We start from the raw sequence: 26,690 nt of genomic DNA, 5'->3' as shown, positions 1-26,690 counted from the left end.
CCGCCTTCCCGCTGCGCCAGATCAGGAATCTGAGGGATAGACGGGGATGGCGCGGGAACCGCGCTCGCATTCGAACGGTACTGTACCGGTAGCCGCACCCTGTGAGGTTACAAAATCCCGCGCGCCCCTCACTGGGCATTCAAAGAAAGCTCTGCCTTCGGCCGCGATGGCGCATCGCCCTCCCCCCCCGGCTGCAGCTTGCTTGCGCCTACGAACAAACGTTCAAGCGGGACTTGCTGTTGCGCCAGGTAGTCCCGCACGGCCACCCCTCGCGCCAAGGCCAGATCCGCCATGGCGTTGTCCGGAACTGTCAGGTTGTGCATCAGCAGGGCCTCCATCTCTGCAACGGGTACGTCCTTCGCCAAGCCGACGAAGTTGCGCGGTTTGCGGATGTCGGACCGGCGATACAACTCCTTCAGCAGCGCAGGGTATTCCTCCTCAGTGAGCGGTGCGATGCTGTCCGCAGGTTCACCCGCACGGATGGCTGCCCTGCGCTTTTGCGCCTCGGCCATGTCTCGCAAGCGCTGGCGTTTCCATGCCAGCTGCTCGGCGTCGGGCTGTGCCCAACCCACGACCGTGACCTTCAGTGCGGGGCGGTTGTTCAGTTCGTTGGCGATTTTTTCCAGTTGCTGTCGGGCCTTCTCATCCAGTTCTGCGCTGCCCAGCGCGAAGAGAACCGCGCCCTGCTCGCCCGCGTCGCTGAAAGCGCCAGCCAACAGGGAAAAGGGGGCGGTGATCGCTTTCATGATGAGGTTGCCGATGACCTTCAGGATGACCGCTCCGAGACGGAATTCGGGGTCGTTGAGGGAGCCGCTGATGGGCAGATCCACGTCGATGATCCCATTGCGGTCCGCCAGCAGGGCCGTCGCCAGCCGCACGGGCAGACTGGCGGACGCGCCCTCCACGGGTTCCCCAAACGCCAGTTGGTTCAATACCAGCTTGTTGGTAGCGATGAGCTGCCCATCGGGCAAGATCTTGTACGCCACGTCCATGCTGAGCTTGCCCTTCTCTATCCCATGACCCGCGTACTTGATGCTGTAAGGCGACAACGGGGGCAGCTCAAGGTCACGCATGCGCCCCTGAATATCCAGCGCCAGGGGCTTGACCAGCGGGTTGATGCGGCCGGTGACTTCCAGTGACGCCGTCCCCTGGGCGCGACCGCGCAATTCCAGGTCGGCCATCTGCGGCGCTGCCCCCGCCTCCGGCGACACCGAGGAAAATGCGCTCAACCCGCCCGTGAGCGCACTCAGGTCGGCAGAGTAGTTGGGTTTGATGAAGTAATCCGTGAAACGCACCGACCCATTGGTCAGCGCCACGGGACCAAAGCGGATCTGCGGAGCCGAAGGGGCCGCTGCCGGAGCGGCGGCTGCAGCGTTCGATGCCGCAACCGCGTCTTCCGCTGCCGAAACCTTGCGAATATCCTGCAAATTGATGCGGCCGTCTTCCTGCACGATGATCCGTGCGAAGAAATCGCTGAGCGCCGTTTCCTTCACATCCAGAGACACAGGCTGGTCTGGCTGCAAATTCATCGCCACCCCGCGCAACGCCAGGGATTTCCAGCGCAGCAGATCCTCGCCCCGCGCACCTACGCTCCGCTCGCCGGCCTTCGTCTCCTCAGGCATGTCCAAGCCAGCCTTGGCGCGCACGCGCACCTCGTCCAGCGACACATCCCCCTTGACCGAAACAGTGGCGCCGGCATTCCCCTGGACATAGCGCACGTCTCCGTGGAAGCCTCCATCGGCGCGGAGGACGTCGACATTAAGCTCCTGCCCTACATAGGGCTCCAGCGCGTGCAACGGCAGGTGTTGGGCGCGTACCTTGCCCTGCGCCGTCAGAACGGGCGCCATCGCCACCGAGCCCTCGTAGCGCAACCGGCCTGGTTCGGTCCTCCCTGCACCCACCCGGCCTTCCAGGCGCAATGACGTGGGAGTGACCCGCCCGTCCGCATAAGCAAAATCCCGCGCGTGCAGTTGCAGATCGAACACATTCAGCGCTACGGCGCTCTGCGCTACCGCGTCGCGCAAAGCCACTGCTGCGCCATCGATCTCCAGGGAAGCCAGCCCCATGGACCAGGGAAGACCCGCAGCCTTTGGAGCGTCTGCGTTGGGCCCCGTCACCCCCGGGTGCGACACGCCCCACTGTTCAAACATCCATTCCCCCGTGCGAGTGCGCGACAGCAGCAGGCTCGGCCTCTGCAACGAAATCCGCTCTACCGATACGGCGCGCTGGGGCCAGCGTATCCAGGCATTGCCCGCTTCCAGCCGGCTCCACGCGGCCAGTGAATCCGCAGGCGCGTCCTGGATTCCTGCGCTCTGCAGTGGAACGCATTGTTCCTTGGAGGCGCAACGCAGCGCCAACTTATCCACGGACAACGCAGCCACCTTCGCCAGCACGACATCGCCATGCCGTGCTATTCCCAGGTCCGCATCCACGGAACCTTCCACGCGGGGTTGCAGCACGCCCGCCAGATAGGGCGCAGCGATGGACAGCGGCAGGCCCTTGATGGAAAGGGCAGCCTGCGCCTGCGAGGCGCTCACTTGGCCCAGCACAGCCAATCGCGCGGATTCGCTGCTGCCGGCGACCGCAGACTGCCTGAGGGAAGCACTCGCACGCAGTTGCATGGGCTGTTCCAGCGGCAAGGCAATGGACGACGCTTCTACCTGCAGGTCTTCCACCTCCCACGCGGCGGTCCCCCGCGGCAGGCTGGCATCGGTCCATTGGATGAAGCCATCCCGCAAACCCACCCTGGCGATATGGACACGCCAGGGCTCCGCAGACTCCTTTGTCTGTGGCGCTGGGTGCTCGTCCCTGTCGGCCCGTGGCAATCCCGCAAGCTTTACTTCACCCGCCTCGTTTCGGCGTACATGTGCACGCGCGCCGCGCCATTCCAGCAGATCAATGTTGATCCTGCGCCGCAGGGGCTCCGCCTCCTTGAATACGGCACGCATTTCCTCGAATTGCAGCAAAGGCTGCTCCTGCGCATCGGTGGCATGTACCCCGCTCAGTTGCACATCCCCGGAAATCCGCAGTCGAGGGGTCTCCCGCTGCTCGAACCCTAGTTGAATATCCGCGCCCAATCGCCCCGCCTTGAGCCGCACCGGCACGCTGGGCGGCAGGTAGCGGCCGAAGGGGGCCAGGTCGAAATTCTCAATATGCAGGCGAACCTCGGCTTGCCTGGCGTCCGTGAAGGGAGTGGCCATCGCTGAGGTATCAAAGGTGCTGCCGTTGAGCTCAAACGCCAGGCGCGGCGTCACCTTGACCTCGCGGTCCGCAGAAAAACTGCTCAGGAAAGGAACGTCCAGTTCCACGCGGCGCAACGTGTGCACCACCTCCACCGTACGGTCATCGAATTCGACGACACCACCCTTCAATGCGATATTGAAGAGCGCGAAATGTGCCGGCTCCGTGGCTGATTTCTCGCCCTGCGGCTTCGCCGCCATGAGCGCGAGCAAGTCGTCCACGTCATAAACCCCTGGGGCCAATTGCGTGACACGAACTACCGGGTCGTCTACCTGCAGCGCATCGATCACTGGAGCGCCCCGCCAAAGGGATTGCAATTCAGCGTCTATATAGATGCGGCCCACCCGTACCTGCTCTGAACTGCCATCCTTTGACGCCAGGGCTACGCCGTGCAAAGTGGCCTCCAAAGTCCAGGGCAAAAACTCCACCCGTTCGACCGTCAGCTTGCGCCCCAGCGCTTCACTCGCATGCCTTTCAATCTGCGACTGCGCCAGCGGAGGGACCACCAGCCAACCGAGCAGCCACGCGCCGCCCCAGCACAGCACCAACCATGCAAATCGACGAATCCAGGGGTTGTTCTTGATGGCTTGCAGCACGCGGCACCTATTCTGTTGAGCTACCAACGCAATGGGACCGTTCCCGCGCTGACGCAGGCAGGTAAAAAAACGCAAAAAAAGAAAGCCCGGTGTCGAACTTCTTCGCACACCGGGCTTGACGGCTGACACAACGGTCTTTCGCCATCTTTTTGCGCTTGGGAGAGGATCGTCTCAAGCGCAGGAGGCAAGGGATTGCCTCCAGGGGTTGCCTTGGAGGAGATCTCATGTGACGCGGCACTGTCTGCCATTCATCGCGCTGATCGCCCCGTTTGGCGGATGCCTGAATCGTTCAGGCGCCTCAAAGATAGCAAATTCGAGCGCGCGTTCCAACAGCTTTTAGCAATGAAAAAATTCATGCAATTGACTGTTTCATTAAGCAGTCGAATTGCTTGCGCACAGGCCCTTCCTAAAGGACATGCGTGAAAAATCTGTGCTTTCCCACAGATATAACAGAACTTTTTGTTCTAAAAAATTCAAATGTTAGTATTGACCTTGAATTTGGAGACCTCCTAGAATCCGCGAGCCCTCAACCAAGGCCTAGTAAAAACCCTAGCCGCTACAGATTTCGGCTACGACAGTCAACAGATTCCCCTGGGCCTAACGCGCCTAAACGGACTGAACGGCATACCCACCCAGACCCCACCGTCTGGCAGGACCGGACTCCTGAGCAACCACGACAGTGCTCTTCGCTCAGGAGCCGACTTAGAAAGGAAAGCTATGACAGCGTCAGGAAATGTGATTGCCGGCGTCCGCACGTTTGCGGGCGATGTGATCAACGGTTTTCTGGAAGTGACACACAGCGGCTTCGCCCTGCTCGGGCTGGGCGTCGTCTTCGGCGTGATCACACTAACGGCACGCCCGGATCTGCGCCAAGCAGGCGAAGAAGAACTCATGGGCTGGCTGCAGGCCCGCCAGGAAGCCGTAGTGGGCTTCCCTATGGAGCTTGCCGCAAGCGAGCGGGCAGTAGCGCTCAACCCCAAGGAGTTGCCGCGGGAACAGGCTGCCGTGGCCTACTGGCTCAGCAAGAAGTACCGCGTGGCGCCCGAACCGCTGGCGGCACTGGTCACCGAGGCGTATGAAATCGGCGCACGGACCAAGCTGGATCCCACCTTGATCCTGGCCGTCATGGCCGTGGAATCGAGCTTCAACCCGTTTGCACAAAGCCCGGTAGGTGCGCAAGGATTGATGCAGGTGATGACGCGTGTGCATACCGACAAGTACGAAGGCTTTGGTGGGCACCTGGCGGCATTCGATCCCGTGGCCAACCTGCGCGTGGGCGTGAAGGTGCTGCAGGAGTGCATCGCGCGCGCCGGCTCGCTGGAAGGCGGACTGCGTTACTACGTCGGCGCAGCCAACTTGCCTGACGACGGGGGCTACGCCGCCAAGGTACTGGCGGAGCATTTCCGGCTGCGCCAGGTCGCCAATGGTCGCACGGGCGTTTCTCCCGCCGGCCCCGTGAATCCACCTCTCCTGTCCACCAAGGCTCCTGCCACACCGCAAGCCGCACCTGCAACCCCTGCCACTGGCGAGAAGGTGGCCCTGCTGAGCGGCCTCTGAAGAGCCTGCTCTGGCACTGATGAAGGGCGTGCTCAGCTACACTAGCAGGGCACGCAACTGGCGATAGGCGCGGACGTCCCCCGGGGCACCGCCGCTGACGTGGACACCGGCAGGAAACAGCGTTTTTCTGCAAACCACTGGGGAGCGTGCCGCGCGGCAGGCACCAGCCCCGCAGCGATCCGTCGTTCGCCTGGGCAGCCCTTGATTGCCAAGGGACACTTAGTTCATCGGACTGCCATGTACCAACGCAATATTCTTGTCGAACAAACCGATCCCGAGGTGTGGGCCGCCATCCAGGCCGAAGACCGCCGCCAGGAAGAGCATATCGAGCTGATCGCCAGCGAGAACTACGCCTCGCCCGCCGTGATGGCCGCTCAGGGCTCGCAACTCACCAACAAGTACGCCGAAGGCTACCCCGGCAAGCGCTACTACGGCGGCTGCGAGAACGTGGACGTGATCGAGCAGTTGGCCATCGACCGCATCAAGCAACTCTTCGGCGCCGAAGCGGCCAATGTGCAGCCCAACTCGGGTTCGCAGGCCAACCAGGCTGTGCTGATGGCCTTCCTGAAGCCCGGCGACACCATTCTGGGCATGAGCCTGGCCGAGGGCGGCCACCTCACGCACGGCATGTCGCTGAACATGAGCGGCAAGTGGTTCAACGTAGTCTCCTACGGACTGAACGACAAGGAAGAGATCGACTACGACGCGCTGGAAGCCAAGGCCCGCGAGCACAAGCCCAAGCTGATCATCGCCGGCGCCTCCGCCTACGCCCTGCGCATCGACTTCGCGCGCTTCGCGAAGATCGCCAAGGAAGTCGGCGCCATCTTCTGGGTGGACATTGCCCACTATGCCGGCCTGGTCGTCGCGGGCGAGTACCCCAACCCGGTGCCGTTTGCGGACGTGGTGACCTCCACCACGCACAAGAGCCTGCGCGGCCCGCGCGGCGGCATCATTCTGATGAAGGCCGAGCACGAGAAGGCCATCAACAGCGCCATCTTCCCCGGTCTGCAGGGCGGCCCGCTGGAGCACGTCATCGCTGCCAAGGCCGTGGCCTTCAAGGAAGCCCTGTCGCCCGAGTTCAAGCAGTATCAGCAGCAGGTGACCAAGAACGCCAAGGTGTTCGCGGAAACGCTGATCCAGCGCGGACTGCGTATCGTGAGCGGTCGCACCGAAAGCCACGTGATGCTGGTGGACCTTCGCGCCAAGGGCATCACCGGCAAGGAAGCCGAGGCAGCCCTGGGCAAGGCCCATATCACGATCAACAAGAACGCGATCCCCAACGATCCCGAAAAGCCGATGGTCACCAGCGGCATTCGCGTGGGCACGCCCGCCATCACGACACGGGGTTTCAAGGAAGAGGAAACGCGCCTCACGGCCAACCTGGTGGCCGACGTGCTGGACAACCCGCATGACGAGGCGAACCTGGAAGCCGTGCGCGCCAAGGTGCACGCGCTGACCAGCCGCTTCCCGGTCTATCGCTGATCGACCACCGCGATGAAGTGCCCCTTTTGCAGCCATCAGGAGACGCAGGTCGTCGAAACCCGCGTTTCCGAGGACGGGGACTTCATCCGCCGCAGGCGCCAGTGCGGCGCCTGCGACAAGCGCTTCACGACCTACGAACGACCGGAAGTCAACTTCCCCACGGTCGTCAAGAAGGACGGCCGCCGCGTCGAATACGACCGCGAGAAACTGCTGGGATCGTTCAAGCTGGCGCTGCGCAAGCGCCCGGTGAGCACAGTGCAGATCGACTCGGCCATCGAGCGCATCGAGGAAAAGCTGCTCAACCTGGGGCAGCGCGAGATTCTGTCCAGCCGCATCGGCGAGCTGGTCATGCGCGAGCTGAAGAAGCTCGACAAGGTGGCCTATGTGCGCTACGCCAGCGTTTACCGCAGCTTCGAGGACATCGACGAGTTCCGCGCGCTGGTGGACGAAGTCCGCAAGTAAGCCGCCGCTCCCCCATCGCTCTTCTATTGATAGCTGGCAGCGCCCACGGGGCGGGCGCTACAGCCGTTTTTGACCATCACCCCTGGCGGACTGCCGGAATCGGAGCCACGGCCTGCACCACGTCGCCGCATTGCGCACGGTGGCGCAGCGCATGGTCCATGATGACCAATGCGAGCAACGCCTCGGCGATCGGCGCGGCGCGGATGCCCACGCAGGGGTCGTGGCGCCCCTTCGTGATCACCTCGGTACTCTGGCCGTGGATGTCGATGGACTCGCGCGGGCTGATGATGGAACTGGTGGGCTTGATGGCCAGCGACACCTCGATGTCCTGCCCGGTGCTGATGCCGCCCAGCACGCCACCCGCGTTGTTGCTGGCGAAGCCCGTGGGCGTGAGCGAATCGCCATGCGTGGTACCGCGCTGGGCCACGCTGGCAAAGCCGGCACCGATCTCCACACCCTTCACCGCGTTCAGGCCCATCATCACATGGGCGATGTCGGCGTCCAGCTTGTCGTACAGCGGCTCGCCCAGCCCCACGGGCACGCCGTTGGCCTGCACACGAATGCGCGCGCCGCAGGAGTCGCCGGACTTGCGCAGCGCGTCCATGTAGTCCTCGTAGGCCTGCACGTCGGCCACCGGTGCGAAGAAGGGGTTGTGCGGCACATGCTCCCAGCTCTCGAACGGGATGGGCAGTTCGCCCAGTTGGGTCATGCAGGCACGAAAGCGGGTGCCGTATTTCTCGGCCAGCCATTTCTTGGCCACCGCGCCGGCGGCCACGGTGGGTGCCGTGAGGCGCGCAGACGAGCGGCCGCCACCGCGCGGGTCGCGCAGGCCGTACTTGTGCCAGTAGGCATAGTCGGCATGCCCCGGGCGGAAGCTCTGCGCGATGTTGCCGTAGTCCTTGCTGCGCTGGTCGGTGTTGCGGATCAGCAGCGCGATGGGCGTGCCGGTGGTCTTGCCCTCATATACGCCCGAGAGGATTTCCACCGCATCCGGCTCGTTGCGCTGCGTCACATGGCGGCTGGTGCCGGGGCGGCGGCGGTCCAGGTCGGCCTGGATGTCAGCCTCGGACAGTTCCATGCCGGGCGGGCAGCCGTCGATCACGCAGCCGATGGCGGGGCCATGGGATTCACCAAAGTTGGTGATGCAAAAAAGGGTACCGAGTGTGTTGCCGCTCATAGGAGTGCGATTATCCCCGAGCCACTGTTACTACCAAAAAAATAGCTGCCAGCGCTTGATTGACAAGCGCTGGCAGCTATTTTGATCACCAAATCAGTTGGCCGGCCGCGATTCTTCGTGCGGCCAGTCGCGGATATAGGCCTTGAGCAGCTTGTTCTCGAAATTCTGGCTGTCCACCACGGCCTTGGCCACGTCGTAGAAGCTGACCACGCCCATCAGCATGCGCTTGTCCATCACGGGCATGTAGCGCGCGTGGCGGCCCAGCATCATGCGGCGCACCTCGTCCATGTCGGTCTCCAGCGTGCAGGTCAGCGGCGCGTCGTCCATGGCGGTACGCACCAGCATGGTGCCCACGCCGCCACCATTTTTAGTCAGCGCCTGGATCACCTCGCGGAAGGTGAGCATGCCCACCAGGTCGCCATGCTCCATCACGACCAGCGAGCCGATGTCCTTCTCGGCCATGGCATCCACGGCGCGGGCCAGCGGCTCGTCGGGATGCACGGTGTAGAGGGTGTTGCCTTTGAGGCGCAGGATGTCGCTGACTTTCATGGGGAGTCTCCGAAGGGTTCTGCAGGCGCTGCATGCAGCCCGATAGCGAATAAATATAGCCCACAATGGCGCACAAATTCACCACTTTGGAGACATGAATGCCCGGATATTCCGACCCCGGCTTCGACACGCTGGCCCTGCACGCCGGCGCGCAGCCGGACCCCGCCACAGGTGCGCGCGCCGTGCCGATCCACCTGAGCACCTCGTTCGTCTTCGAGTCGAGCGACCATGCGGCGGCCCTGTTCAACCTGGAGCGCCCGGGCCATGTGTACAGCCGCCTGAGCAACCCCACCAACGCGGTGCTGGAGCAGCGCGTGGCGGCGCTGGAGGGCGGCGTGGGCGCGATCGCCGTGGCCAGCGGGCAGGCCGCATTGCACCTGGCCGTTGCCACGCTGATGGGCGCAGGCAGCCACATCGTGGCCAGCACGGCGCTGTATGGCGGCAGCCAGAACCTGCTGCACTACACGCTGCGCCGCTTCGGCATTGACACCACCTTCGTAAAGCCCGGCGACATCGACGGCTGGCGCGCAGCCATCCGCCCCAACACCAAGCTGTTCTTTGGCGAAACCGTGGGCAACCCCGGGCTGGAGGTGTTGGACATCCCCACGGTCGCGGACATTGCGCATGAAGCCGGCGTGCCCCTGCTGGTGGACTCCACCCTCACCTCGCCGTGGCTCATCAAGCCCTTCGAGCATGGCGCGGACCTGGTGTACCACTCGGCCACCAAGTTCCTCTCAGGCCATGGCACGGTGATCGGCGGCGTCGTGGTCGATGGCGGCAGCTTCGACTGGGAAGGCTCCGGCCGCTTCCCCGAGCTGACCCAGCCCTACGACGGCTTTCACAACATGGTATTCACCGAGGAGAGCACCGTGGGCGCCTTCCTGCTGCGCGCGCGCCGCGAGGGCCTGCGCGACTTCGGCGCCTGCATGAGCCCGCACACCGCCTGGCTGATCCTGCAGGGCATCGAGACCCTGCCGCTGCGCATGGAACGCCACATGCGCAATACCGAGAAGGTGGTGCAGTTCCTGGCCAGCCACCCATTCGTCGAGCGCGTGGGCCACCCGCTGCTCGAGTCCCACCCCAGCCACCAGCTCGCGCAGCGCCTGCTGCCGCGCGGCGCGGGCTCGGTGTTCAGCTTCGACCTCAAGGGCAACCGCGAGCAGGGCAAGACGTTCATCGAGACGCTCAAGCTCTTCAGCCACCTGGCCAATGTGGGTGACTGCCGCAGCCTGGTGATCCACCCCGCCTCCACCACGCACTTCCGCATGAGCGACGAAGCGCTCGCCGCGGGCGGCATCAGCCAGGGCACGATCCGCCTGTCGATCGGGCTGGAAGATGCCGACGACCTGATCGACGACCTCAAGCGAGCACTCAAGGCTGCGGAGAAGCAAGCGGGAAAGGCAGGTGCGTGATGTACGTGCAAGTCAACGGCGCACAGACCTACTGCTACTCCGGCGGCAAGCCCTTCGATGCCGCTAAGCCCACCGTGGTGTTCATCCACGGCGTGCTCAACGACCACAGCGTCTGGGCGCTGCAAAGCCGCTACATGGCCAACCATGGCTGGAACGTGCTGGCCGTCGACCTGCCCGGCCACAGCAAAAGCGCGGGCGATGCCCCTGCGAGCGTGGAGCAGGCGGCCGACTTCGTGGGCGCCCTGCTCGACGCACTGTCCATCCAGCGCGCCGCGCTGGTGGGCCATAGCTGGGGCTCGTTGATCGCGCTGGAGGCCGCCGCACGCCTGGGCGGGCGCGTGAGCCATCTGGTGCTGGTCGGTACGGCCTACCCGATGAAGGTGTCGCCCGCGCTCATCGAGGCATCGCAGACCCACCCCGAGCAAGCGCTGCGCATGGTCAACGTGTTCTCGCGCAGCACCCTCGCACCCCCCTCAGGCGCGGGCTTCTGGGTGTACGGCGCGGGCATGGCGCTGGGCCGCAAGGTGCTGCGCAGCAACCCGCAGGTCAATGTGTTCCACCGCGGCTTCGTCGCCTGCGACAGCTACTCCCATGGCGAGCAGGCCATCGCAGCGGTGCAGTGCCCCGTGCTGTTTGCCTTGGGCACGCAAGACCAGATGACCGCGCCCAAGGCCGCGCAGGGGTTGATCCAGGCCGCGCGATCCGCGGGCAAGGACGTGCAGATCGTCCATCTGCCGGTGGGCCACCACCAGATGACCGAAGCACCGGACGCAACGCTGTTCGCCATCCGCGACTTCCTGGCAAGACGCATCTCCGCCTGAGATCGTTGCACGGCAGGGCCGGCGGTGCAGGGCATCCCCTGCACCGCTCCCCTGCCCGATGGAACGGACGGCGCCGCCTCGGCAGAGGGGGATGTGACTTCCCCTGCCACATGCAAAGCACTGGCCCCTGCTTGCCTGCGGCGACCATTTACCGGCCGCGTGATGCATATCAAAAACAGCATCAAACGACCAAGCGGCAAGCGCAGTCAGCTATTGTTTAAATAGCAATCGAAGGCCAATAGCGGCCACTTTCCCCGGCCTGGCACTGGGACATTGGCACGGTCCGCGCCTGCGGACCTAGACTGGGTTCACCCGACCAGTCGCGTCGTCCGGCGCCCGCCCTGCATGCACCTGCCCCCAACCACCGATGCCCGCGGCACCCCGTGGCATGCGCTGTCCGCTGGCGAAGCGCTGCGACGGCTGCAAACCGACGACCGCCACGGCCTGGCGCATGCCGAGGTGGCGCGGCGCCTGGCACGCTTCGGCCCCAACCGCCTGCCCGCGCCGCCGCGCCGACCGGCCTGGCTGCGCCTGCTGCAGCAATTCCACAACGTGCTGATCTACGTGATGCTCGCTGCCGCGACGGTCACCGCGGCACTGGCGCACTGGATCGACACCGGGGTGCTATTGGGGGCCGTGATCGTCAACGCGATCATCGGTTTCTTGCAGGAGGGCAAGGCCGAGTCGGCGCTGGACGCGATACGCCACATGCTCTCGCACCAGGCCACGGTGCTGCGCGGGGGAGAGCGCCAACTGGTGGACGCCGACCAGCTCGTGCCGGGCGACATCGTCATCCTCGCGTCCGGCGACAAGGTGCCCGCGGACCTGCGCATCCTTACGGCCCGCAGCCTGCGCGCCGACGAGGCCGTGCTGACGGGCGAGTCCGTGCCCTGCGACAAGGACGAAACCGCCGTGGCAGCCGACGCCGCTTTGGGCGACCGCCGCAGCATGCTCTACTCCGGCACGCTGGTGGCCGCGGGCACCGCTTTGGGCACCGTGGTGGCCACGGGCACGAACAGTGAACTGGGGCGCATCAGCACGCTATTGGCCCAGGTGCAGGCGAGCACCACGCCGCTGCTGCGGCAGATCGCGCAGTTCAGCCGCTGGCTGGCGCTGGCCATCGGGCTGTTCGTGCTCGCCACGTTCGCCATCGGCGTGCTCTGGCGCGCTCAGGCACCCGCGGACATGTTCATGATGGCCGTGGCGCTGGCGGCCTCGGCGATCCCCGAGGGGCTGCCCGCCATCATGACCATCACCCTGGCCATGGGCGTGCGGCGCATGGCGCAGCACAACGCCATCATCCGCCACCTGCCGGCGGTGGAAACGCTGGGGGCTGTCACGGTGATCTGCTCCGACAAGACCGGCACCCTCACGTGCAACGAGATGACCGTGCAGCGCGTGGTGACCGCCGACCATGTCATAGAGGTGACCGGCAGCGGCTATGCGCCGCAGGGGGGCTTCCTCATCGGTGGCGTGCCCATCACTGCGCAAGAACACCCTGCCCTGCAGTCCGTGGCCCAGGTGGCGCTGCTGTGCAACGACGCCACGCTGCACGACGGTCCCCAGGGCTGGAGCCTGACGGGCGACCCGACGGAGGGCGCGCTCGTCACCCTGGCGCTCAAGGCGGGGCTGGACGCAACGGCGCTGCATGCCCGCCAGCCACGCATCGACGCCATACCGTTCGAGTCCGAGCACCGCTTCATGGCCACGTTGCACCACGACCACGCGGGGCATGCGGTGATCCTGGTGAAAGGAGCCCCCGAGCGTGTGCTGGACATGTGCAACGCACAGCGCCAGTGGCCCGCCGATGGCGCGGGCACCGATGCCCCGCTGCAGCACGACTACTGGCGCCGCGCAGCCAACGACTGCGCGGCGCGGGCGCTGCGCGTGCTGGCGATCGCCATCAAGCGCGTGCCGGCGCAGCAGCACGCGCTGCAGTTCGCCGACATGGAGGGCGGCTTCACGCTGCTCGGGCTGCTGGGCAGCATGGACCCGCCGCGCCCCGAGGCCGTGGCCGCGGTGGCCGAATGCCAGGCCGCGGGCGTACGCGTGAAGATGATCACCGGCGACCACGGCGAAACCGCACGTGCGATTGGCGCGCAGCTGGGCATCGGCCTGGGCCGCCCCGCACTCACGGGCGCCGAGATCGAGCTGCTGGACGACGCCGCCTTGCGCGACGTGGTGGCCAGCGTGGACGTGTTCGCCCGTGCCAGTCCCGAACACAAGCTGCGCCTGGTGCAAGCCCTGCAGTCCCGCGGTGAAGTCGTGGCCATGACAGGCGACGGCGTGAACGACGCGCCCGCACTCAAGCGCGCCGACGTGGGAGTCGCGATGGGCAGGAACGGTACCGAGGCCGCCAAGGACGCGGCCGCCATGGTGCTGACCGACGACAACTTCGCCACGCTGGGCCATGCGGTGCGCGAGGGCCGGGGCATCTACGACAACGTGCGCAAGTTCATCCTGTTCATGCTGCCCACCAATGGGGGCGAGGCGCTGATCGTGTTTGCCGCCATCGCATTCGGCCTGCTGCTGCCGCTCACCGCGGCGCAGGTGCTGTGGATCAATCTGGTCACGTCCAGCACGCTGGGCGTGGCGCTGGCATTCGAGCCTGCGGAGAACGACGTCATGCGCCGCCCTCCCCGGCCTCCGCAGGAAAAGCTGCTGTCCGGCCTGTTCGCGTGGCGTGTGCTCATGGTGGCGGTTTGCATGGCGGCGGCTTCGCTCGGGCTGTTCCTGTGGGAGCTGTCCAACGGCGCTGCGATCGAAACCGCGCGCACCATGGCTGTCAGCGCGGTGGTGGTGATGGAGATGTTCTACCTGCTCAACAGCCGGCACATCGAGCGCAGCGTGCTGTCGCGCGAGGGCCTGCTGGGCAATCCCAAGGTGCCCCTGACCATCGCCCTCTGTGCGCTGCTGCAACTGGGCTTCGTGCACCTACCCTGGATGCAGGCCGTGTTCGGCTCCACGGACCTGTCTGTGCAGGAATGGTCGCGCGTCCTGCTGGCCGGGCTGGCCGTCTTCACGCTGGCCGAACTGGAGAAGGCGGCTCTGCGGCGCTGGCGCGCACGCCGCGCCCATCGCTGACACGGACCACGCCTACCCCAGCAGACGGCACAGCGCGGCCAGGTCGCGCACGGTGGCAGGGGGCGCCACCGCGTGCGGCCACGCCGCATCGCCCCGATTGAGCCAGGCCGCCTGCATGCCGGCGCCCAGCGCGCCATGCGCATCCAGCGTGGCATCGTCGCCTATGTGCAGCACGGCCGCGGGCGGCAGGTCCAGCACCCGCGCCGCCTCGTGGAAGATGCGGGGGTCGGGCTTGGCAATCCCGAACTCACGGGCGCTGATGCTGGCGCGAAAGTACCGTCCGATGCCGATGGCCTGCAGGTCCGCATTGCCATTGGACAGCGCCACCACCGGGTGGCGCGCCGAGAGGAATTCCAGCACCGCTATCGCATCGTCAAACAGCTCCACCCGCTGGCGCTCGGCGAAGAACACGTCGAACCCCTGGTCCGTGAGCGACTCGTCCTCGCCCGCCTGGCGCAGCGCTGCGCGGATGGTCTCGCGGCGCAGCACCGTCAGGTCGTGCGATAGGTGCGCATGGGCGGACGCCACCTGCGCACGGAGCATGCGGGACCTGTCGGGCGACGCCAGCAGCGCCGAGGCGCCGGGCGCCACCGTGAGCAGCCACTCGATCAGCACCTTCTCAGCCCGCGCAATGGTGGGCCAGATAGGCCATAGGGTGTCATCCAGGTCAAGAGTGATGGCGCGGATGCGGGAAATATCGAGCATGGCCCGAGCATACCGCCCGGCATTTGCCACAATCACCGCATGCCCGCCTCGCCTTCTCACCATGCCGCCCAGACGGCCTCAGCCTCTTTGATCCAGACCGCCGCAGCACGCGAAAGCACCGCCATTCTGCTGTGCAACCTGGGCACGCCAGACGCCCCCACCGCACCGGCGCTGCGCCGCTATCTGGCGCAGTTCCTGGGCGACCCGCGGGTGGTGGAAATTCCGCGGGCGCTGTGGCTGCCTCTGCTGTACGGGATCATCCTGCGCACGCGGCCGGCCAAGTCGGCCGCCAAGTACGCCAGCATCTGGACGGAAGAAGGCTCCCCGCTCGCCGTATGGACGGCCAAGCAGGCGGTGATGCTGCGCGGCTGGCTGGGCGAGGCCGGCCAGCCGGTGCGGGTATTGCCCGCCATGCGCTACGGTCAACCGGCCATTGGAGCGCAGCTGCAGGTGCTGCAGGACGCCGGCGTGCGCCGCGTGCTGGTGCTGCCGCTGTACCCGCAGTACTCGGCCACGACCACCGCCAGCGTGTTCGACGACGTGGCCGCGTGGGTGCGCCGCTCGCGTTGCTTTCCCGAACTGCGCTTCGTGAACGACTACCACGACCACCCGGACTACATTGCCGCGCTGGCCCAGTCGGTGCGCGCGCACTGGCAGCGCGAGGGCGGCCCGGCGGACAAGCTGGTGATGAGTTTTCACGGCATTCCCGAACGCAATGTGCGATTGGGCGACCCCTACGCGGAGCAATGCCGCAACACGGCCCGGCTGCTCGCGCAGGCGCTGGGGCTGGGCGAAGACCGGTACCTGCTGACCTTCCAGTCGCGCTTTGGCAAGGCCCGCTGGCTGGAGCCCTACACCGAACCCTCGCTGGTAGCGCTGGCACAGGGCGGCACGCGCCGCGTGGACGTGATGTGCCCAGGCTTCACCAGCGACTGCCTGGAAACGCTGGAGGAGATCAACCAGGAGGCACGCGAGGCCTTCCTGCACGCAGGCGGCCAGGACTTCCGCTACATCCCCTGCCTGAACGACAACCCCGCCTGGATCACCGCCTTGAGCCGCATTGCACAACAGCACCTGGCGGGCTGGAGCCAGCCATGAGCGCGCCCTGCACGGCACTCGCACCCGGCCAGCTGCGCCTGAGCATCCGCCCCGAGAGCCTGGGCTTTGACGATACGCGCGCGCTGGTGGCCGAGCCCCTGCCGTGGATCGGCCAGCAGCGCGCGTTCGATGCGGCCCGGTTCGGGCTGACCATGCAACAGCCCGACTACCACCTGTTCGTGCTGGGCGAGGTCGGCAGCGGCCGTGCCTCCCTGATGCGCCAGGCCATGGACGAAGCGGCCGCCAGCCGGCCCGTGCCGCCGGACCTGTGCTTTCTGCACGATTTCGACGCACCCGAACGTCCACGCGCCCTGCGCCTGCCCGCGGGCCAGGGGCGCCAGCTGCGCGACCAGATGGCGAGCTGGAGCCGCCAGCTGGAGGCGGAGATCCCCAAGCGCCTGGCTGCGCCGGACGTGAAGAACGAGCGCGAGCGCATCCACAAGCGCTACCAGAGCGACGAGGCGCGCGCCTTCAGCCAGTTGGCCGACTTCGCGCGTGCACGGCGGTTTCGCCTGTCGCGTGAACAGGGGCAGATGGTGTTCACCCTGCTGGGCCCGGGCGGCGAGCCGCTGACGGAGGCCGATGGCGCAGCGCTCGGCGCACCCGAGCGCGCCGCCATCGAGCTGGCCGAGCAGGAGCTGCGCACGGAGATCGTGCGCTTCCTGGAACAGACCCGCCCGCTGGAGCGCGCGCGCGACGATGCGCTGGCGCAGCTTCTGCGCCAGAGCGCCGGCCCGCTGGTGACGCACGGTCTGGACGATATCCGCCAGGGCCTGCGCAAGCAGATCAAGGACGCGGTCAAGCTGGGACGCTGGCTCGACCAGGTGCAGCGCGAGGTGCTCGACGACCTTGAGCTCTTCGTGCCTCACGAAGGCGAGCAGCCCGACGATCCGCAGGAAGAGGAACGCCGCGACCAACTGGCCAACCTGCTGGCGCTGTGCCAGGTGAACTTGGCGGTGGACAACGCTTCCCTGAAGGGCGCGCCAGTGGTGGTCGAAGACAACCCGCAGCTGCGCAACCTGTTCGGCCACATCCAGTACGAATCCGGGGAAGACGCGCCGTATGCCGATTTCTCCAGCATCCACGCCGGCGGCCTGCTGCGTGCGCACGGCGGCTACCTGATGCTGTTCCTGCGCGACCTGCTGGGCGATACGCCGCTGTGGGAGCGGCTGCGCCGCTTCCTGCGCTGCAGCCGCCTGGCGGTCGAGGACACCGCCGCCAGCCATGGCGGTGGTGGGCCGACAGTGGCGCTGCAGCCCGAGGGCGTGGATGTGGACGTCAAGCTCGTGCTGATCGGCACCGCCGTCGAGTATTACGTGCTGCAGGAGGGCGACGAAGACCTGGCGCAGCGCTTTCGCGTGAAGGTGGATTTTGCCGAGCGCTTCACCGCCAGCGCCCAGACGCATTACGCCAGCGCCGTGTTCATCGCACGCGCGTGCGCCCGCCGCGGCCTGCCGCACTGCAGCGCCGCGGCCGTGGCCCGCCTGCTGGAATTCACCCACCGCGAGGCCGACGACCAATCGCGCCAGAGCGCGCGCTTTTCCCTGCTGGAAGCCCTGCTGCTCGAAAGCGCGGCCCAGGCGCGGGCACGCGGCGCGGCGCTGACCGATGCGGCCGATGTGGAAGCCGCGCTGATCGCCAAGCGCCAGCGCCACAACGCCCCCGAGGAGGCATTGCACGAATCGATTGCCGAGGGCGAGTTGCTCATCACGCTGGACGGCACGCGCGTCGGCCAGTTGAATGCGCTCACGCAGATCGACCTGGGCGACTACCGCTTCGGCTTTCCGGTGCGCATCACCGCGCGCACGCATGCGGGCCAGGAAGGCCTGGTCAACATCGAGCGCGAGGTCGAGCTGTCCGGCCCGATCCACGACAAGGGCGTGCTCATCCTGCACAGTTATTTCAGCGCGCTGTTCGGACACCTGGCGCCGCTGGCGCTCAACGCGTCCATCGTGCTGGAGCAGGAGTACAGCGGCATTGAGGGCGACTCGGCCTCCTGCGCCGAGCTGTATGCCCTGCTGTCGTCGCTGTCGGGCCTGCCGCTGCGCCAGGACATCGCGGTCACCGGCGCGCTCAACCAGCACGGTGAGGTGCTGCCCGTGGGCGGGCTGAACGAGAAGATCGAGGGCTGGTTCCGCGTGTGCGCGCACGCGGGCCTGACCGGCACGCAGGGCGTGCTGATTCCGGCACGCAACCAGCGCCACCTGATGCTCTCGCCCGCCGTGGTGGATGCGGTCGCGGCGGGGCGCTTTCACGTCTATACGGCGCAGCACGTCAGCGAGGGCATTGCGCTGCTCACTGGTACGCACGCGGGCCTCACCCCCGGCGAGCCGTGGGAAGGCAGCGTGCGGGCGCGCGCCGAAAGCACGCTGCTGGCCTACCGCCGCGCGTGGCAGGCCATGGCGCTGGGGCGGCGGCGCGTGCCGCGCAGGCTCGGCGGCAGCCTCTGAAAACCGCCCGGCGTTGCGGTGGGCCGGGCCTGGCTTATCCATATTGGCTATAAGAACAATCCGATTCTGTCGTTGATGAGGCTCAAGGGCGCGGGACAATTACGCCCTTCCCTGAACGACTGTTTTCGAGATCGCCATGAAAAAACTGCTCGCCCTCGCGGTATTCGCCACGGCCGCCCATGTGGCCCCTGCGGCGTGGGCAGCCCAGCCACTGCTGACGCCCGCCGAACTGAAGGCCCAGACAACGCAGGCCACGCCGCCGCGCGTGATCGACATCCGCGACCCCGCTAGCTACGGCGCCCAGCACATTCCGGGTGCGGTGAATGCCCCCTACGGCAAGTGGCGCGGCCCCGCCAGCAACCCGGGTGAACTACCCGACCTGCCCCGGCTCACCGCGCTGGTGCAGTCGCTGGGGCTCACGCCCACCACGCATGCCGTGGTGGTCTCCACGGGCGCAGACCCGACGGATTTTGGCGCGGCGGCGCGCGTGTACTGGACGCTGAAGCTGCTGGGCCTCCAGGAACTCTCCATCCTCAATGGCGGCATGAAGGCCTGGGGCCAAGCCCAGCTTCCGTTGACGGCCGAGGTGCCACAGGTCGCGGCCAGCCAGTACACGCCCACGCTGGACACCCGCCTGCTGGCCACGCGCGAGGACGTGGGCCAGCACATTCGCCTGAGCAACGCCGCACTGGTGGATTCGCGCCCCGATGCCTTCTACCAGGGCAAGGTGCGTGCGCCCGCGGCCAAGGTGTCTGGCACCCTGCCGGGCGCACAGCAGCTGGACTTCAACCAGTGGTTCGTTCCCGGCACCTCCACCTTCGTGGATGCGGCGACGGCCCGGCAGATCGCCGCCAAGGTCAAGCGCGAACAGGGCCAGGACATGGTCGCGTTCTGCAATACCGGCCACTGGGCGGCCACCGACTGGTTCGGCCTGTCCGAAGTGGCGGGCCTGCCCGGCGTGAAGCTGTATGCCGGCTCCATGGTGGACTGGACCCAGTCCCAGGAGCCGCCGCTGATGGCGAACCAGCCCACCCGCGCCGAGGCACTGGCCTACGACGCCAAGCAGTGGTGGGAACGCAAGCTCAAGTAAGGCAGCCCACTGCGCTGGGCACCTGACAGCCTCATAGTCAAATCGGCCTCTAGCGCTTGCCAGGAAAGCGCTAGCAGCTCACTTTTTTGAATCTCTAGCCCTCTTCCATGAAACGACTCCCTCTTGCGGCCCTGCTGGCCATTTTCTTGGGCTGGCTGCTGTGGACCGTGTCCGTGCGGCAAGCGGCCCTGTTCGCCGTGGGTCTGGGCCTGGGCGCGGTGCTGGCCGGCCAGCGCTTTGGCTTCACCACGGGCTGGCGCATGCTCATCGAGGACAAGGACGCCAGCGGCGTCATGGGCCAGCTGCTGCTGCTGGCGCTGGCCGCCGCACTGGCCATGCCGCTGCTGGGCCACTTTCCTGAACTGACGGCCGCCATAGGCCCACCCAGCGTGAGCCTGCTGGTCGGCGCCTTCGTGTTCGGGCTGTGCATGCAGATTGCCGACGGCTGCGGCAGCGGCACGCTGTACAAGGCGGGCCTGGGCATTCCAATGAACGCGGCGATCCTGCCGCTGTTCGCGCTCGGCAGTTTCCTGGGCTCGATGCACCTGGGCTTCTGGCTGGACCTCGGCCGCGCGCAGCCCGTCGGTTTGGTCAATCGCTTCGGTTGGCAACAGGCACTGTTGATCACGCTGGCGGTGCTGGCCGTAGTCGCGGTGGGGGTGCGCTGGTATGCGCGCCGCGCCCAGGGACCGCAAGGCACGCAGCCCCAGCCGCTGCTGGTGCGCAGGTGGATCGTGGGCGCCGTGCTGCTGGCGCTGCTGGCCACGCTGAACCTGGTGATCGCCGGCCAGCCCTGGGGTGTGGTGTACGGCTTTGGCCTGTGGGCGGCAAAACTCGCCCAGGCCAGCGGTGCCGCGGACCTGGCGGGCAACTGGTTCTGGAGCCAGCCCGGCAATGCCGCCCGTCTGCAGGAGACCGTGCTGCTGGACGTGACCAGCATCACCAACATCGGCATCCTCGGGGGCGCTCTGTGGGTGTCGGCCGGCAAGCCGGTCACGGCCAAGGCGCTGACGGGCACGCAATGGGCCGTGGCCCTGGTCGCGGGCCTGCTGCTGGGGTACAGCTCGCGCCTGGCCTTCGGCTGCAACGTCGGCGCCATGCTGTCGGGCATCTCCACGGGCAGCATCCACGGCTGGATCTGGGTGCCGCTGGCGTTCGCAGGAACGGTCTTCGGCCTGCGCATCCGTCGCCATTTCGGCTTCTGAACCCAGGAGAGCTACGCCATGACACGACACACCACACTGCGCCTGGCCTTCTGGGCCGTGCTCGCCGCCTTCCTGGCCTGGGACTACAGCAACTCCGCCCCGGTGGACCTGCGCTTCGAGGCGCCGCTGATCGCGGCCGGCTCGGGCAAGGCCGCCTCGGGCGGGCATTGCTCCATGCCGGACTGACGTCCTTCTCCGCGCACAACGCAACAAGGCCTCCACGCGGAGGCCTTGTTGCTTGGCGCGGCGAGCGGTCTCAGGGCGTATCGGCAGACGGCTTGGCCACCTCGAACCCAGCGTCCTGCCAGGCCTGCAGCCCGCCCAGCAGCGGGCGCACGTTGGAAAAGCCTGCGCGCTGTAGCTGGCGCGCCAGCCGGGCGGCCGATATCTCTGCCGGGCAGTCGCAATAGATGACCACGCCGTGCGGATGCGCGTCGTGCGGCAATAGATGGGCGTGGGGTGCTGCCGCGTCCCGGGGGCGCAGCTCCCACGCCTGGGCGCCGGGAATATGGCCCGCGCTGTAGGCCTGACCCGTGCGCACATCGATCACCGTGGGCATGACCCCCTGGGCCTGCATGCCGCGCAACTCCTGCACCGACACGCGAGGCATCTTCAGCGAGCGCACCGTGCGCTGGCGCTGCCACCACTTGCGCAGAATGAACACGCCCAGCCCCACCGCCAGCAATACCAATCCCCCCTGGCCCAGCGCTGTGAGCACGGCCAGCAGGTCCTCGACCGTGGTGCTGAACAGCGATCCCAGCAACACTGCCGAGCCCACCCAGATCAACGCGCCCAGCGTGTCGTACAGCACGAAGACCGACCGCGGCGTGCCCACCACACCCGCAAGCGCGCTGGCGATCGACGCAAAGCCTGGAACGAACTTGGCAATCAGCAGCGACTTGGGGCCCCAGCGGCCGTAGAGCGATTCCGTCTGGCGGATGCAGGCATCGGGCGACAGCGAAATGCGGCAGATGCGCCCCAGCACACGATGGCCGTAGGATTTGCCGGCCTGGTACCACAGCAGGTCGGCAATGAGCGCGGCCGCCACGGCCAACAGCACGATGCGTGCGCCGTGCTGCCAGTCGTCGCCCGCCACCGCGCCGGTGACCACCAGCACTGGATAGGCGGGAATGGGCGCGCCCAGCTGCTCGATCAGCACGTTCAGGAACACGACGCCCAGGCCGTATTCGCGAATCAGATCCACCAGAAAACCCATGTCGCGGTTCCCTTCATGCCGTGCCGGCGTCGCCGCTGACGCCCATGCAATGCAAGTCTCACATGCTAGCCGCAACGGCTGCGCCGAGTGAGACCTGAAATAAGGAAACTGCGTTGCGTGGATGGCAACAATGCAGGCACACCGCGCAAGCCGTGCGCCGCTTCATCCCTGCGCGGGCTGGCCCTGCAAAAAGCGCTGCACCCAGGCCAGTTGCTGCGGCACGTTGAGCGCGGGCGCGTGGCCGCAGCCCGGCACCTCGACCACCTCCAGCAGGCCGCGTGCGCCCGGGCCCCGGCGCTGCATCTCCTGCACCACCGCGGGCAGCACCAGATCGGACTCGGCCCCGCGCAGGCACAGCACGGGAATGTCGAGCCGGTCGTAGTGCGGCCAAACGAGATAGTCGTTCTCATGCCGCGTGAACTGCTGCACCATGGCCGGGTCGTAGTGCGGGGTCACGCGCCCATCGGGCAGGCGGCGCAGCGAGGTCTCGGTAAGGCGCAGCCACTGCGCATCGCTGAGCCAGCCGAACGGCGCGTAGGTGCGGCGAAAGAAGGCCTCCAGCTCCATCACGGTATCGAACTGGGGCGGCTGGCCCGCATAGGCTTTGATGCGCTCCAGCGCGGGGCCGGCCAGCTGCGGGGCATTGTCGTTGAGCACCAGGTGCGTGATGCGCCCGTGCAGGCGCGGCGCCAGCAGGCCGGCGGCGCACACGGTGCCGATGGCGCCGCCCATCGACGTACCCACCCACTGCACCCGCTGCACACCCAGCTGGTCCAGCAGCTCCTCCACAACGCGTGCATAGAAAGCCAGCGTGTATTCGCGCTGCGGATCACGGCTCCACTGGCTCAGGCCGCGACCCAGGGTGTCGGGGCACAACACGCGCCAGCCATGGGCCGCCAGGTGTGCGGCCAGCTCGTCCATGTCGCGTCCGGTGCGTGCCAGGCCGTGCCAGGCCACCACCACCGGCGCGCCGGGCGCGCCCCAGTCGGTCAGGTGGATTTCATAGCCGGCGCAGCGCACGTAGCGCGAGACGAAGGACATGGTGCAGCCTTTGTGCAGGGAGAGTGTGATCGCCGCGGGCGCGCCTCACTTCATGAGCCGGCCGTTGCCCCCGATCACCGTGACCTCGACGAAGCGCGAGCCGACACGGTTGTTCGGCCCGTAGTTCAGCGTGACGCCACCCAGATCGAACCCCTGCAGCGACTCCAGTGCACGCAGCACGCGTGCCCTGGTAGGCTGCGGGCCGGCACGGCGCAGGGCCTCGACAAGGACTTTCGCGCCCAGGAAGGTCTCGAAGCTGGTGTAGTTGATCTCGGCCTCTGGCGCGTATTTCTTGAGCAAATGCTGATACTCGCGCACCACGGGCAATTGAGGCCGGTAAGGGTACGGCACCACTTGGCTGATGGCCAGGCCGTGCGCGTTCTTCAGCCCCGCCAGCTTCACGATTTCGGCGGGATCCACCACGGAGATGTTGAACAGCCGCGCGCCGCCGCCCTGCTCGCGGTAGCGCTTGGTGAATGCGGCGGCCGGCTTGTTGACGGCGATCATGATCACGGCTTGCGCATCCATGGCGCGGATGGTCTGCACGGCGGAGTCCACGTTGTCGGTGTTGCGCTCATAGCCGGCCGCGGCTACCAGCTTGAGCTGGCGCCGCTCCAGCGCCGCCTCCACTCCGGCCAGCCCCGCCTTGCCGAAACCGTCGTCCTGGTACATGACGGCAATGCGCATGATGCCCAGCGTGGCGAGCTGCTGCACCATGTGCTCGGCTTCATCGGCATAGCCCGCACGCACATGGAAGATCCATGGGTTGAAGGGCGTGCGCAGCACCTCGCCGCCCGTGTACGGCGCCACCAGGGCCGCACCGCCCTGCTCCAGCACCTTGTCGGCCAGCAACTGCGCAATGTTGGCCGTGCCGGCAAAGCCGAACAGGGCAACGACTTCAGGGCGGTCGAGCATGGCACGCGTCAGACGCACGGTGTCGTCCACCTTGTAGCCATCGTCCTCCACCTGCAGGCGGATCTTGGCGCCATGCACACCCCCCTGCGCGTTGACGGCGTCAAAGTACACCTTGCCGCCCAGCACCATCTGCTCGCCCGTGGACGCGAGCACGCCCGACAGCGGCGCCACCTGCCCGATCACCACCTCTGCGGCCGATGACGCGAGAGCCGCCAAAGACAGCAGCAACCCGCCAACCCAACACCTCAGCTTGCGCATGCCCGTCCCTTCCTTTCGAAGCACCAAACGCAGTCCCCACGCAGGGGCCCCGGCCCTGCCCCGGATGCCGGGGCACAGGCGGGGCCTCTTCAGCCGCGCAGCCTCAACGCGGCACGCTGATGGATGTGCCCACAAAGCCAATCTGGTCGGCGGCGGCGGGGCTCATGGCGAACGGCGGGACATTGGCTGCGGTAATGGCCGGCGCCGCTCCCGCGGTACCGCCGCGCGGCGTGGTGCGCACGACCTGGTTTGCGGGCAGCGGGCCGCCGTTCTTCAGGTGCGCCCACATCACGTCCATGGCCTGGTTGAAGTACGGGTGCAGCGGCACGAAGCGCGTGTCGAAACCTGAGAAGGGCAGGAACGCATCGAAGTGCTGACCGTTCATGACTTCCACGTAGCGCAGCTTGCTCGACGCGCCCTCCACAGCACGATTGAGCGCCGCGTAGGCACGCGCGTTGTTGTTGACCGGCACCAGCGCATCGCTGCGGCCGGCGACGATGATCGCCGGCTTGCCGCGCAGGTTGGCGTTGTGCAGCACCTCGGCCACGCCGCTGCGCACGGCGTCGCTCTGCGCCTTGGTCGGCGTGCTGGCCGCCGTAAGGGCCGCACCGGTCACGGGGTCCTTGCCGCTGACCAGCGCATACTGGCACAGCGCGTTGTCCAGCCCGAAGTCCGCCACGCCGGTAGAGGGCGACACGGCGAAGGGCCAGGACTTGGCGCCTCCCACCGAGTCGTTGTAGATCACCGTGGCGGGCGTCCCATTGGCTGTGCCGTTCGCGGTGGCGGCGCTTTGGGCCAGCGCCGTGGGCGCGGCGGCAATCACGTCGCCCGTGGCACTGGCGGCGGCAAAGCTGGACCCGCATAAGTTGGCATCCGCGCCAAAGCGGCCATAGGCCATGGTGTACATGGCCGACAGGATGGGTCCGTTGCCCAGCGCATAGTGGGCGTTGTGCATGGTGTTGTTCTCGGCGTTCCAGCCATAGGCATGCAGCTTGGCCAGGGCGTCGGCCGCACGCTCCTGCGTGGTGGCGCCACTCACCAGGCCTTTGGCCGCCAGGCCGTCGCAGCGTGCCGTGGCGCGCGCAGTCATGGCAGTGAGGGTGATGAAGTCGTAGATCGATGCCTCGTTGATGGCCGCGTCGGCCGCCAGCGCGGCGCAGGGCTGGTAGATGTTGCCCCAGGTGGTGTACTCGGCCAGGGTCTTGCCGTAGCCAGCGACCGCGGCGCCGTCGAACTGGATGCCATAGCCGGCGGCGGTGGGTATTTCGGTCACGGGCTCGGAAGCCACCACGCCGTCGATCAGGCCCTCGCCGTCCTGCTCGGCTGCGCGCAGCGAGGCGGCGCCGCCATTGGAGGCGGAGCCCGCGATCACCAGCGTGTTGCCCTTGGTGAACGGTACCGGGTTGTCTGCCGTGCCATAGCGCGCATTCAGCACATACAGCGCATAGCGGCCTGCCGCCAACGTGTCCGCACCCCAATCCTTCTCGGGGTTTTGCTGCGAGTGCGCGTGTTTGATGGCAATGCGATTGGGGAAGGCCGCGTTGTACGCCGAGCGCACCGCATCCGTCAGATTGGCAGCAAAGAAGCTCAGCGCCCCCGCCGCCGTGCGCGTGGCGCGCGTGCCGTCGACCTTGTTGACCGTGTCGTCGGCCAGGTTGTGCAGGCCCACGCCCTTGCCGGCATCCGTCAGCGCGACGGCGCAGCCCTTCTTCAAGCCCCACTCCCCCGCCGTGCCGATGGCACCGTACACGCCGCGCGAACCGGACGAAGGGCCGAGCACGATGCAGGGGTTGCTGGTGTTGAAACTGTCGGGCACCTGCACGGCGATCACGGTTTGCTTGCGGCCGGAGCCATCGTCCAGCACAGCGAGGTGTTCACGGCCTGGGATCAGACCTTCACTGGCGGTCACCTGGCCTTCGGCCGTGATGTTGGGGCCGTACAGCGTGCCATAGCCGCCCTTGGCCGTGTAGTCCAGGATGCCGCGGTAGTTGGAAAACAGCGCATTGCGGCGCAGTTCCGCCGCCGTGGGGTTGGCCGGGTCGGCATAGGCGGGCGCGGCCGCGGCGCCCAGGCCCGTTTTGCCAATACCGCCCGTCAGCAGGTCCTGGGTAGCAGCAGTGGCGCCCGTGCCTACGGTCGTGGCCGGGTACACCGTGGCGCTGATTTCTTTGATGCCTTGGGGCAGATCGTTGGACGGATCCGATCCGCCGCCACAGGCCACCAGCGTGGCCCCCGCCAGCGCCGTCAGCGCCGTCAGCGCCGTTACTCGTTCATTCACTCGCATGTTGTCTCCTAAGGTTGTGGTAATGGCAGTACGAGAAAAAAAGCGCAC

At 66.9% G+C, this 26,690-nt stretch carries 19 protein-coding genes and 1 riboswitch; of the genes, 11 read left to right on the top strand and 8 right to left on the bottom strand.

Going from position 1 to position 26,690, the window contains the following annotated elements; all coding sequences use genetic code 11:
* Positions 1-128: 128 nt before the first annotated feature.
* Complete coding sequence (locus tag MRB47_RS08920) at positions 129-3,836, bottom strand: DUF748 domain-containing protein (RefSeq protein WP_252102490.1); 3,708 nt, start codon at positions 3,834-3,836, stop codon at positions 129-131.
* A 717-nt stretch (positions 3,837-4,553) separates the two neighbouring features.
* On the opposite strand from MRB47_RS08920, the gene MRB47_RS08915 reads away from it, so the two are divergent.
* From MRB47_RS08915 to nrdR, 3 genes are all read left to right on the top strand, one after another.
* The gene (locus MRB47_RS08915) at positions 4,554-5,393 is read left to right on the top strand and encodes a lytic transglycosylase domain-containing protein (RefSeq protein ID WP_252102489.1); all 840 of its coding nucleotides are present in this window, start codon (positions 4,554-4,556) and stop codon (positions 5,391-5,393) included.
* Between the two features lie 43 nt (positions 5,394-5,436).
* Positions 5,437-5,596: riboswitch (ZMP/ZTP riboswitch) on the top strand.
* Positions 5,597-5,630: 34 nt separating this feature from the next.
* A complete protein-coding gene (glyA, locus tag MRB47_RS08910) occupies positions 5,631-6,875 on the top strand; it encodes a serine hydroxymethyltransferase (RefSeq protein ID WP_252102488.1) in 1,245 nt (414 codons plus the stop codon).
* A gap of 12 nt (positions 6,876-6,887) precedes the next feature.
* Complete coding sequence (gene nrdR, locus MRB47_RS08905; protein ID WP_011804930.1) at positions 6,888-7,337, top strand: transcriptional regulator NrdR; 450 nt, start codon at positions 6,888-6,890, stop codon at positions 7,335-7,337.
* A 76-nt stretch (positions 7,338-7,413) separates the two neighbouring features.
* Here the strand turns inward: nrdR and aroC are convergent, their stop codons facing one another.
* Both aroC and MRB47_RS08895 read right to left on the bottom strand, forming a co-directional pair.
* A complete protein-coding gene (gene aroC / locus MRB47_RS08900) occupies positions 7,414-8,514 on the bottom strand; it encodes a chorismate synthase (protein WP_252102487.1) in 1,101 nt (366 codons plus the stop codon).
* A gap of 93 nt (positions 8,515-8,607) precedes the next feature.
* Positions 8,608-9,063 (bottom strand): CBS domain-containing protein, encoded by a 456-nt coding sequence (locus MRB47_RS08895; RefSeq protein ID WP_252102486.1) that lies wholly within the window; start codon positions 9,061-9,063, stop codon positions 8,608-8,610.
* 98 nt (positions 9,064-9,161) lie between these two features.
* On the opposite strand from MRB47_RS08895, the gene MRB47_RS08890 reads away from it, so the two are divergent.
* The 3 genes from MRB47_RS08890 (at position 9,162) to MRB47_RS08880 (ending at position 14,380) form a co-directional block, all read left to right on the top strand.
* Positions 9,162-10,475, top strand: coding sequence for an O-acetylhomoserine aminocarboxypropyltransferase (locus MRB47_RS08890; RefSeq protein WP_252102485.1), 1,314 nt, complete (start codon positions 9,162-9,164; stop codon positions 10,473-10,475).
* On the top strand, positions 10,475-11,296 hold the full coding sequence (locus MRB47_RS08885) for an alpha/beta fold hydrolase (RefSeq protein WP_252102484.1): 822 nt from the start codon (positions 10,475-10,477) through the stop codon (positions 11,294-11,296). The genes MRB47_RS08890 and MRB47_RS08885 overlap by 1 nt, the downstream gene beginning before the upstream one ends.
* 345 nt (positions 11,297-11,641) lie before the next feature.
* Positions 11,642-14,380, top strand: a complete 2,739-nt coding sequence (locus tag MRB47_RS08880) for a cation-transporting P-type ATPase (RefSeq protein ID WP_252102483.1) — start codon at positions 11,642-11,644, stop codon at positions 14,378-14,380.
* 12 nt (positions 14,381-14,392) lie between these two features.
* Here MRB47_RS08880 and MRB47_RS08875 read toward each other — a convergent pair whose 3' ends face one another.
* Positions 14,393-15,085, bottom strand: coding sequence for an HAD family hydrolase (locus tag MRB47_RS08875; protein ID WP_252102482.1), 693 nt, complete (start codon positions 15,083-15,085; stop codon positions 14,393-14,395).
* Between the two features lie 39 nt (positions 15,086-15,124).
* Here MRB47_RS08875 and hemH point away from each other — a divergent pair, with 39 nt between their 5' ends.
* The 5 genes from hemH to MRB47_RS08850 all read left to right on the top strand — a co-directional run bounded on the left by hemH (position 15,125) and on the right by MRB47_RS08850 (position 21,114).
* Positions 15,125-16,183 (top strand): ferrochelatase, encoded by a 1,059-nt coding sequence (gene hemH / locus MRB47_RS08870; RefSeq protein WP_252102481.1) that lies wholly within the window; start codon positions 15,125-15,127, stop codon positions 16,181-16,183.
* Positions 16,180-18,633 (top strand): Lon protease family protein, encoded by a 2,454-nt coding sequence (locus MRB47_RS08865; protein WP_252102480.1) that lies wholly within the window; start codon positions 16,180-16,182, stop codon positions 18,631-18,633. Before hemH ends, MRB47_RS08865 begins: the two co-directional genes overlap by 4 nt.
* Before the next feature lie 136 nt (positions 18,634-18,769).
* Positions 18,770-19,723, top strand: coding sequence for a sulfurtransferase (locus MRB47_RS08860; protein WP_103737973.1), 954 nt, complete (start codon positions 18,770-18,772; stop codon positions 19,721-19,723).
* A 107-nt stretch (positions 19,724-19,830) separates the two neighbouring features.
* Entirely contained in the window at positions 19,831-20,928 is a 1,098-nt protein-coding gene (locus tag MRB47_RS08855) for a YeeE/YedE thiosulfate transporter family protein (RefSeq protein WP_252102479.1), read from the top strand.
* An 18-nt stretch (positions 20,929-20,946) separates the two neighbouring features.
* Complete coding sequence (locus MRB47_RS08850; RefSeq protein WP_011804920.1) at positions 20,947-21,114, top strand: hypothetical protein; 168 nt, start codon at positions 20,947-20,949, stop codon at positions 21,112-21,114.
* A gap of 70 nt (positions 21,115-21,184) precedes the next feature.
* On the opposite strand, the gene MRB47_RS08845 is transcribed toward MRB47_RS08850, so the two are convergent.
* The 4 genes from MRB47_RS08845 to MRB47_RS08830 form a co-directional block, all read right to left on the bottom strand.
* The gene (locus MRB47_RS08845) at positions 21,185-22,144 is read right to left on the bottom strand and encodes a rhodanese-like domain-containing protein (protein WP_088886513.1); all 960 of its coding nucleotides are present in this window, start codon (positions 22,142-22,144) and stop codon (positions 21,185-21,187) included.
* A 162-nt stretch (positions 22,145-22,306) separates the two neighbouring features.
* Positions 22,307-23,185: an alpha/beta fold hydrolase gene (locus MRB47_RS08840; RefSeq protein WP_103737976.1), complete on the bottom strand. Its 879-nt coding sequence runs from the start codon at positions 23,183-23,185 to the stop codon at positions 22,307-22,309.
* A gap of 45 nt (positions 23,186-23,230) precedes the next feature.
* Positions 23,231-24,358, bottom strand: a complete 1,128-nt coding sequence (locus MRB47_RS08835) for an ABC transporter substrate-binding protein (RefSeq protein WP_252102478.1) — start codon at positions 24,356-24,358, stop codon at positions 23,231-23,233.
* A 103-nt stretch (positions 24,359-24,461) separates the two neighbouring features.
* Entirely contained in the window at positions 24,462-26,642 is a 2,181-nt protein-coding gene (locus tag MRB47_RS08830) for a D-(-)-3-hydroxybutyrate oligomer hydrolase (protein ID WP_252102477.1), read from the bottom strand.
* Positions 26,643-26,690 lie beyond the last annotated feature (48 nt).

This window comes from Diaphorobacter sp. LI3 (assembly GCF_022807955.1).
GTDB lineage: Bacteria > Pseudomonadota > Gammaproteobacteria > Burkholderiales > Burkholderiaceae_C > Diaphorobacter > Diaphorobacter nitroreducens.
This window is presented reverse-complemented; position numbering and strand designations above follow the sequence as displayed.